At 46.2% G+C, this 9212-nt stretch carries 9 protein-coding genes; all 9 read right to left on the bottom strand.

The window, feature by feature from the left end; translation table 11 throughout:
• Positions 1-6: 6 nt before the first annotated feature.
• The gene (gene fis / locus IQQ51_RS22605; RefSeq protein ID WP_004729744.1) at positions 7-303 is read right to left on the bottom strand and encodes a DNA-binding transcriptional regulator Fis; all 297 of its coding nucleotides are present in this window, start codon (positions 301-303) and stop codon (positions 7-9) included.
• Between the two features lie 23 nt (positions 304-326).
• A complete protein-coding gene (gene dusB / locus IQQ51_RS22610; RefSeq protein ID WP_032546269.1) occupies positions 327-1295 on the bottom strand; it encodes a tRNA dihydrouridine synthase DusB in 969 nt (322 codons plus the stop codon).
• Between the two features lie 141 nt (positions 1296-1436).
• Entirely contained in the window at positions 1437-2324 is an 888-nt protein-coding gene (gene prmA / locus IQQ51_RS22615) for a 50S ribosomal protein L11 methyltransferase (protein WP_017055901.1), read from the bottom strand.
• A gap of 170 nt (positions 2325-2494) precedes the next feature.
• A complete protein-coding gene (gene accC, locus IQQ51_RS22620; protein WP_017062706.1) occupies positions 2495-3838 on the bottom strand; it encodes an acetyl-CoA carboxylase biotin carboxylase subunit in 1344 nt (447 codons plus the stop codon).
• A gap of 15 nt (positions 3839-3853) precedes the next feature.
• Positions 3854-4306 (bottom strand): acetyl-CoA carboxylase biotin carboxyl carrier protein, encoded by a 453-nt coding sequence (gene accB / locus IQQ51_RS22625; RefSeq protein WP_017062707.1) that lies wholly within the window; start codon positions 4304-4306, stop codon positions 3854-3856.
• A gap of 74 nt (positions 4307-4380) precedes the next feature.
• The gene (gene aroQ / locus IQQ51_RS22630) at positions 4381-4830 is read right to left on the bottom strand and encodes a type II 3-dehydroquinate dehydratase (protein ID WP_010435475.1); all 450 of its coding nucleotides are present in this window, start codon (positions 4828-4830) and stop codon (positions 4381-4383) included.
• Between the two features lie 322 nt (positions 4831-5152).
• Positions 5153-7102: an acetate--CoA ligase gene (gene acs, locus IQQ51_RS22635; protein WP_193842194.1), complete on the bottom strand. Its 1950-nt coding sequence runs from the start codon at positions 7100-7102 to the stop codon at positions 5153-5155.
• A gap of 218 nt (positions 7103-7320) precedes the next feature.
• Positions 7321-7953, bottom strand: coding sequence for a 3'-5' exonuclease (locus IQQ51_RS22640; protein ID WP_193842195.1), 633 nt, complete (start codon positions 7951-7953; stop codon positions 7321-7323).
• Positions 7954-7964: 11 nt separating this feature from the next.
• A partial coding sequence (locus IQQ51_RS22645; protein WP_228013160.1) for a DUF294 nucleotidyltransferase-like domain-containing protein occupies positions 7965-9212 on the bottom strand: 1248 nt, incomplete at its 5' end.

Raw genomic sequence — 9212 nt, forward strand, 5'->3', positions numbered from 1 at the left:
GAACGATTAGTTCATGCCGTATTTTTTAAGTTTCTTGCGAAGAGTACCGCGGTTAATACCCATCATGGTTGCTGCGCGAGTTTGGTTACCGCGAGTGTACTGCATGATAGTGTCTAGTAGTGGCTGTTCAACTTCAGCTAATACTAATTCGTATAACTCGCTGACTTCTTGACCGTTTAATTGAGCAAGGTAATTTTTCAATGATGCTTTAACTGAGTCACGTAGTGGCTTCTGCGTGATTTGGTCTTGTGATGTAACTGTAGTTACTGTCAATGCTTCTGAAGTCAGATTTTGTTCGAACATATTCGGTCTAGCTCTTCTCGTAATTATGGTGCAACGTTATCAAAAAAACCTTCTAGCGCTTCAAGCTGCAGATCACCTGCTTCGAATGCGTTGAAGGTACGGCGAAACTCACTCGCTTGTTCATGTTCTTTTAGATACCAACCCACATGCTTACGAGCGATGCGAGGGCCTAAAAACTCTCCATAAAATTCATGTAGAGCGTGGACATGACCAAGCATGATGTCTTTCACTTCCGAAATCGGCAGTGGGTCCATCGTGGTGCCGTTTTCCAAATAGTGTAGGATTTCGTTAAAAATCCAAGGACGTCCTTGGGCAGGTCGACCTATCATTAAAGCATCAGCGCCGGTGTACTCCAGCACAAACTTCGCTTTTTCCGGACTATCGATATCACCGTTAGCGATAACCGGAATAGATACTGCTTGTTTCGCTGCTTTAATGTGTTTGTATTCTGCCTCACCTTTGTACATACAAGCGCGAGTTCTTCCATGGAGCGCAAGAGCTTGTATGCCGCAGTCTTCGGCTATTTTCGCGATTTGGACACAGTTTCTATTGTCTGTATCCCAGCCTGTGCGCGTTTTCAACGTTACTGGAACATCGACAGCATTTACCACCGCTTTCAGAATGTCTTCAATGAGTTCTGGATGCTGTAGTAAGGCTGAGCCCGCAAGCTTCTTATTCACTTTTTTGGCTGGACAACCCATGTTGATATCGATGATTTGCGCACCGTTATCGACATTAAATTGAGCAGCCTCGGCCATAAGCTGTGGATCTGCACCAGCGATTTGTACTGAACGAATGCCCGATTCGCCTTCATGTACCATACGCTGCTGAGACTTTGACGTTTTCCAAACTTTCGGATTGGAGGACATCATTTCACTGACTGCCATCCCCGCACCGTAGCGAAGACACAACTCACGGAATGGTCTATCCGTTACGCCAGCCATAGGAGCGACGATTAGATTGTTCTTAAGTTGATAATTTCCGATTTTCAAAAAATGTCATCACAGTTCTGTACCAGCAAGGGCGCGCATTTTACGCATTTTTTCGCTGCGTGAAAAGACTAATATTTGAGCATTTACAATTTGTTTTTGTAATTTGTTTAAATTTCAGTCAATTAGCGCCCAAAGTCTTGTCTAGCCTTGCTTGCGACCTGAGATTCGACACCATTCCTGTTGTTCGATGATCGGATCAATGTGAAGCTCATCACGATAATAAGTGGCAACATCTTCTGCTTGTGTATCTAAAACACCCGACATCGCAAGTACACCATTTGGCTTAACTAGGCCCTTGATGATGCCAGAAAGGTCGCGTAATGGACCTGCAAGAATGTTGGCAACAACAACGTCTGCTAGCAAACCTTCCGGTTGATCTTGTGGCAAGAACACCTCTAGTTGCTCAGCAACGCCATTGCGTTGTGCGTTGTCCTTTGATGCAAGCAGTGCTTGAGGATCAATGTCGATCCCGATAACTTTTGCCGCGCCTAGTTTGATCGCAGCGATCGCTAGGATGCCTGAGCCACAACCGAAGTCGATCACGGTTTTGCCTGCAAGGTCTAAGCCTTCAAGCCACTCAAGACACAATGCCGTTGTCGGGTGAGTACCTGTACCAAATGCAAGGCCTGGATCTAGCATTACGTTAACAGCGTCAGGTTCAGGGATATCGCGCCAGCTAGGGCAGATCCATAAACGCTCACCAAACTTCATTGGGTGGAAGTTGTCCATCCATTCACGTTCCCAATCCTTGTCTTCAATTTGCTCTACTTTATGAGCAAAGTCTGCAGGGAACATGTTGCTTGCTTTAATCTGCGCTAGAACGACACCAGTATCAGTCTCAGCGTCGTAAAGCGCGAGAATGTCAGTATCACCCCAAAGGCGAGTTTCGCCCGGCAGAGGCTCAAATACAGGGGTATCTTGTGCATCCAGGAAAGTTACAGAAAGAGCACCAGTCTCTTCCATTAACATGTCGCCGATTTGTTCGGCATTTTCATTGGTAGCATTAAGCTTGATTTGAATCCAAGGCATGGCTGCATCTTCTATATGAGAAAAATTGGATGGGGAGTCTAGCAGAAAATATGAGCAAATTCACCAAAACCCCACGGAATATAATGGGGATTAAAGATTGATTTTTTCGGCGGCTCAAAAACAAAAATGCTCACCGAAGTGAGCATTTTGACTGTTCTTAAACGAACGGATTATGACAAACCAAGTTTCTTCTCAAGGTAGTGGATGTTTGCACCACCGTGTTGGAAGTTTTCGTCGTTCATAATAGACAGTTGAAGCTCGGTATTAACGTTAATACCTTCAACAATCATTTCACCCAATGCGTTCTTCATACGAGCGATAGCAACATCACGGTTCTCACCGTAAGTGATCAGCTTACCAATCATTGAATCGTAGTGTGGTGGCACTGTGTAACCCGTGTAGATGTGAGATTCCCAACGTACGCCCATGCCGCCTGGTGCGTGGAAACGTTCAATCTTACCTGGTGAAGGTAGGAAACGAACTGGATCTTCAGCATTGATACGACATTCGATTGAGTGGCCGCGCAGCTTAATGTCATCCTGAGTGAATGATAGAGGCTGACCAGCTGCAATACGTAGCTGTTCTTTCACTAGGTCGATACCCGTTACCATTTCAGTAATCGTGTGTTCAACCTGGATACGAGTGTTCATCTCGATGAAGTAGAACTCACCGTTCTCGTATAGGAATTCAAATGTACCTGCACCGCGGTAACCGATCTCAATACATGCACGAGTACAGCGTTCGCCGATGTACTTACGCATCTCTTCAGTGATACCTGGAGCTGGCGCTTCTTCCACAACTTTCTGGTGACGACGCTGCATTGAACAGTCACGTTCACCTAGGTGGATAGCATTGCCTTGGCCATCTGCAAGCACTTGTACTTCAATGTGACGTGGGTTTTCTAGGAATTTCTCCATGTAAACCATGTCGTTGTTGAAACATGCTTTTGCTTCAGCACGAGTCATCGCGATAGCTTCTGTTAGTTCTGCTTCAGAACGAACAACACGCATACCACGACCGCCGCCGCCGCCAGAAGCCTTGATGATAACTGGGAAGCCAATGCGCTTAGCGTGCGCTTTGTTTTTTGCTTCGTCGTCGTCAAGAGGGCCGTCAGAACCTGGTACACAAGGTACGCCAGCTTTTTTCATTGACGTGATAGCTGACACTTTGTCACCCATCATGCGAATGGTTTCAGCTTTAGGGCCAACAAAGATAAAGCCACTGCGTTCTACCTGTTCTGCAAAGTCGGCATTTTCAGATAGGAAGCCGTAGCCAGGGTGAACAGCTACTGCACCTGTCACTTCAGCTGCGCTGATGATACGAGGGATGTTTAGGTAGCTATCGATACCACGAGCTGGACCGATACAAATGGTTTCGTCTGCAAGCAGTACGTGCTTAAGGTCACGGTCAGCAGTTGAGTGAACCGCTACCGTTTTAATACCAAGCTCTTTACATGCACGCAGAATACGTAGTGCAATCTCACCACGGTTCGCGATTACTAATTTATCTAACATAATGAGTGCTCTCTATTATTCGATAATTACTAGAGCTTGGTCGAATTCTACTGGTTGACCGTCTTCAACTAGGATAGCTGTTACAACACCAGATTTATCAGCTTCGATTTGGTTCATCATTTTCATTGCTTCAACGATACATAGCGTTTCGCCAGCAGTTACAGATTGACCAACTTTAACGAATGGTTTTGCATCTGGGCTTGGAGCGCCGTAGAAAGTACCAACCATTGGAGAAAGAACTTGGTGACCAGCTGGAACTGCAGGAGCCGCTGCTTCTGCTGCTACAGGTGCCGCCGCAGGAGCTGCTGCCGCTACAGGTGCTGGAGCAGCTGCATATTGAACAGGTGCTACAGGTGCAGTGCTGTTACGACTGATTCGTACTGACTCTTCACCTTCAGAGATTTCTAGCTCAGAAATACCAGACTCTTCAACCAATTCGATTAGCTTTTTGATTTTGCGAATATCCATTGTTTCTTTCTCTTTATCTGTTAATTGAACTTACTCTATGACTGAGTAGGTTAGTAATAGTTCGTTGTTTATGTTTACTTTGAGTTGAGCTTGCTGAGCGCAGCGGTCAAAGCAAATTGATAACCTTGGGCACCTAAGCCACAAATCACACCTTCTGCTTTATCAGATAGGTAAGAGTGGTGACGGAATGGTTCACGCGCGTGAACATTCGATAGATGAACCTCAATAAATGGGATGGCAACGCCAAGTAGTGCATCACGCAGTGCCACACTGGTATGTGTAAAGGCTGCTGGGTTGATAATAATAAAATCAACATTTTGATAAGCACTATGGATAGCTTCAATCAGTTCATACTCACGATTTGACTGTAAGTGAGATAGCTCAACATCGTGTGCTTTCGCTTGCTCGGTCAGTGAGCTAATAATCTGGTCAAGTGTTTGAGAACCGTAGTGTGCAGGCTCTCTAAGGCCTAACAGGTTAAGGTTTGGGCCATTTAAAACTAGAATGCGAAACTTTGTAGACATCGTGGGGCTATCTTCCTTTATCGTGTTTACGAACGTGAATGTTGCCATTTTATTGAAAATTTGCGGTTAATTTCTAGTGAGAAAAACCCAAATTTAAAAATTAGAACCAGATTATAGCTAATTCAGCGCAAATCGCAGCAATTTACTGGTCTAATCTCCTATAGATACAGCTTGGAATTGTTACCAACTTAACAAAAAAGCGTCTTAGCCTTAATTTGGGGCGGGATATTTGAGATCAAGATCAGCCATAAAAAAACCGCCACATAGGTGACGGTTTAGAAAGTGCTGTTTTAAACAGTGATTAGCTGCTGTGACTGGTTGCTTATGCCAGTTCTGCTTTCTCGGCAATCAGCTTATCAACCACGCTTGGGTCGGCCAGTGTCGAGGTATCACCTAGGTTACCTGTATCGCCAGTCGCGATTTTACGCAGGATACGACGCATGATTTTACCCGAACGAGTTTTCGGTAGAGAGTCGGTCCAGTGCAGTACATCTGGCGTTGCAATTGGGCCAATCTCTTTACGTACCCAGTCTTTCACTTCTTTATGAAGCTCTGCAGTTGGGAACTCACCATCATTTAGCGTGATGTAAGCGTAAATCGCTTGGCCTTTAATATCATGAGGGATGCCCACAATTGCAGCCTCAGCAATCTTATCGAACGCAACTAGAGCCGATTCAATCTCAGCGGTACCCATACGGTGACCTGATACGTTAAGCACGTCATCGACACGACCAGTAATCCAGTAGTAACCGTCTTCATCACGACGAGCGCCATCACTGGTAAAGTACATGCCTTTAAAGGTCGAGAAGTAAGTCTGTTCGAAGCGGTCATGATCGCCATGAACGGTACGCATTTGGCCTGGCCAAGAGTCAAGAATCACTAGGTTGCCGTCTGTTGCACCCTCAATGATGTTACCCATGTTATCAACCAGCGCCGGTTGCACACCGAAGAATGGACGAGTTGCAGAGCCCGGTTTCAGGTCTGTTGCGCCCGGTAGCGGTGCAATTAAGATACCGCCCGTTTCCGTTTGCCACCATGTATCAACAATTGGAGACTGCTCATTGCCGATTGTTTTGTAATACCACTCCCACGCCTCTGGGTTGATAGGTTCACCCACTGAGCCCATGATTCTTAGGCTGTCACGAGAAGTCCCTTCAACGGCTTCATTGCCTTTCGCCATCAGTGCACGAATAGCCGTTGGCGCAGTATAAAGAATATTAACTTGGTGCTTATCGACCACTTCACTCATGCGGCTGGTGTTCGGGTAATTTGGCACGCCTTCAAACAGAATCGTTTTTGCGCCATTAGCAAGCGGCCCGTAAACAAGGTATGTGTGGCCGGTAATCCAACCCACATCGGCTGTACACCAGAAAGTCTCGCCTTCTTGGTAATCGAATACGTATTTGAATGTCATTGCTGCATAAACAAGGTAACCACCTGTGGTGTGCATAACACCCTTAGGTTTACCCGTTGAGCCTGACGTATAAAGGATAAATAGTGGATCTTCTGCGTTCATCTCTTCTGGTGGGCAATCTGCAGATATGTTAGCAATAGCATCGTGCCACCACACATCGCGGTGTTCGTGCCATGCAACATCACCGCCAGTGCGTTTGAATACAACAACCTTCTCGATGTTTTTCACTTCAGGGTTCGTCAGTGCTTCATCAACATTCTTCTTCAGTGGAACCGCACGGCCGCCACGCACGCCTTCATCGGCAGTGATAACGACTTTAGAGTTTGAATCGATAATACGACCAGACAGTGCTTCTGGTGAGAAACCACCAAATACGACTGTGTGAACCGCCCCGATACGGGTACACGCCAGCATAGCTACTGCCGCTTCTGGCACCATTGGCATGTATAAACAGACCACATCACCTTTGCGCACGCCTTGCTCTTTTAGAGCATTCGAAAACAGGCACACTTCTTTGTGCAGTTCATTAAAAGTTAGAGTTTTGTCATCAGCCGGGTCATCGCCTTCCCAGATGATAGCGACTTCATCACCGCGCTCAGCAAGGTGGCGGTCGATACAGTTAGCCGAAACGTTAAGTGTGCCATCTTCAAACCAGCGAATATCAATGTGGCCAGGGTCGAAAGAGGTGTTTTTGACCTGTGTGAAAGGCTTGATCCAATCAACGATTTTTCCGTGTTCACCCCAAAAACCTTCAGGGTCAGAAACAGATTGCTGGTACATGGCTAGGTAAGTGTCATTATCCGCGTGTGTGGTTGATTTAATATTTTCTTTTACCGGATAAACGTGGGCTTCACTCATTGCATCTCTCCTTGTGCCTACATTCCTAATGAACTGGCAACTTCCTTTGTGTTCAGTTTCTAGGTCTATTACAGAACCGTCTTTGTGTTATCACTCTCGGCTAGGACGGCGATTTCCACAATTAGACTTTAGGATGAGACGCTGCTTTTCACTTACAAAATAGCGAGTTAAGTTCATTTTTGAGATGTTGCTCTCTATGTGAAGCGCCAGTGGTTGAATTAAGAATAAGAAGAGTTGAAACGGGGCAGGTCACCATGTTTCAGGCGAACAAAGATCAGCGCAGCGGAGATAGCGTCTTGTAATGCATCATGTTTATTGACCGAGATGGGTAAATCGAGCTGGCGACAGATGGCATCCATGCTGAGATCAAAATAGGCATTGGGCAGCTGTCTTTCGAGTTTGTCTTGGTAGAGTTGGCTCACTTCGACTAATCGGTTAGGCAGTGGAAATCCAAGCTGTTTTAAACAGGCGCGGTCGAGAATTTTTTTATCATAGCGGATGTGATAGCCGACTAAAGGACGATTTCCAATGAAGTTCAGTAGCTCGATTAAAGCCTGTTTTTCTTCGATGCCGTGTTTTAGATCTTGGTGACGAATGCGGTGGATTTTTATTGAATTGCAATCGAGCGATTGTGGGGCGCGCAATCGGACTTCAAAAGGTTGGCTGGTAATGATTCGGTTACCGATGATCTTGGTCGCGGCAATAGTAACTAATTCTGCCTGATTGGGGTCTAGGCTGGTGGTTTCACAATCGAGCGATACATATTCATGATCAATAGGCGCAGTAAACAGAGGCTGATAGAGAGAGCCTTTGAGCTTGTGATGCCAGTAATAGCGAACCAACCTATTCATCGTTCAATCGCCTAATCCCGTATCTGATAGTGGTAGCCGAGCCATTGCTTGAATTTCTTCACCACGTGCAGGCTATGACGAAGCAGATCCCTGTCTGCTCGCTCCATCAGTTTGACGTTAATTTTGTTGCTGCTGTGCTGTTGAGAAAGCCTTTGGGCTAAGCGCCACTTGAAGAATTGCTTGAGCGCTTCACTGAGATTATCGGCGGTGCTTTGCTCTAACACCTTCTTGCTGACCAGTTGTTCAATGCGCTCGAAGGTATTGTTTACGGTGACACCATGCTCTAGACAAAGTGCTCTCACACCATGCACGATAGGGAAAATACCACCTTGTTTGATATCGAGCCCTGACTTGGATTGCTTCACATTGCCAAATAGGGTGAGGGGAACTGAGAAGTTCAGCGCCGGGCGGCAGAATTCCGTTAGGATCAATTCCTGTCCGAGCATCAAATCACTCAGGTGCTGTTTTACAGGTTTTAATAGCTCTCTATTCCCCGCCACAGCGTGTGCATCTGCCATGATCGCAATATTCATCACGGTGTCTGGCGTGGCTTTTTTTACCCAACGGGTGAGGGTTTGTTTCCACTCTTGTTCTGAATGCACCCATTTCGGATTGTTGACCATCACGTTGCCCGGGCACAGTGGGTAACCCAATTGTTGAAGGGTATGGGTGAGGTCGTTCATGGCACCTTGGCATTGATGCCACTCCAAGCCATCTTGAATTATTAGCGCGTTGTCTTGATCGGTTTTGAGAATTTGTTCCCCACGGCCTTCGGAACCCAACACGATTAGGCAGCAATGATTATGCAGTGCAGGTGGGATCACCAACTCAAAAGCCTTCTCTATGATCTGTTCGTTGACCGCAGAAATCAGCTCCATGATAAAGCGTGTGCGAATCCCATTACTGAGCAAGCTCTCGACCAGTTGACGTTGTTTGTTGGATGCCATTGCCAATTCTTCAACGCTGGTGGCGCGCGCAATACGCAAAGTAAGAACGTGGGAGTGTGTGGAGAATGCACTGAGAATCTGTGTCATATCCACCATGCCGACCGCATTTTTACCATCACAAACCATCAACCTTTTTACTCGATTTCTGGTCATGGTAATCATGGCGTTAAATAAGAAATCGCCTTGGTTCACGTGCATCACCGGAAACGTTGCGATCTCACCGACAGGCGCATCCAGTGGGAAGTTATCGAGCATCACAGCATGCAATAAATTGGTTCGAGTAACGATTCCATACGGAAAGGAACATGATGA

This window comes from Vibrio sp. OPT18 (genome assembly GCF_015163615.1).
Lineage (GTDB): Bacteria > Pseudomonadota > Gammaproteobacteria > Enterobacterales > Vibrionaceae > Vibrio > Vibrio coralliirubri.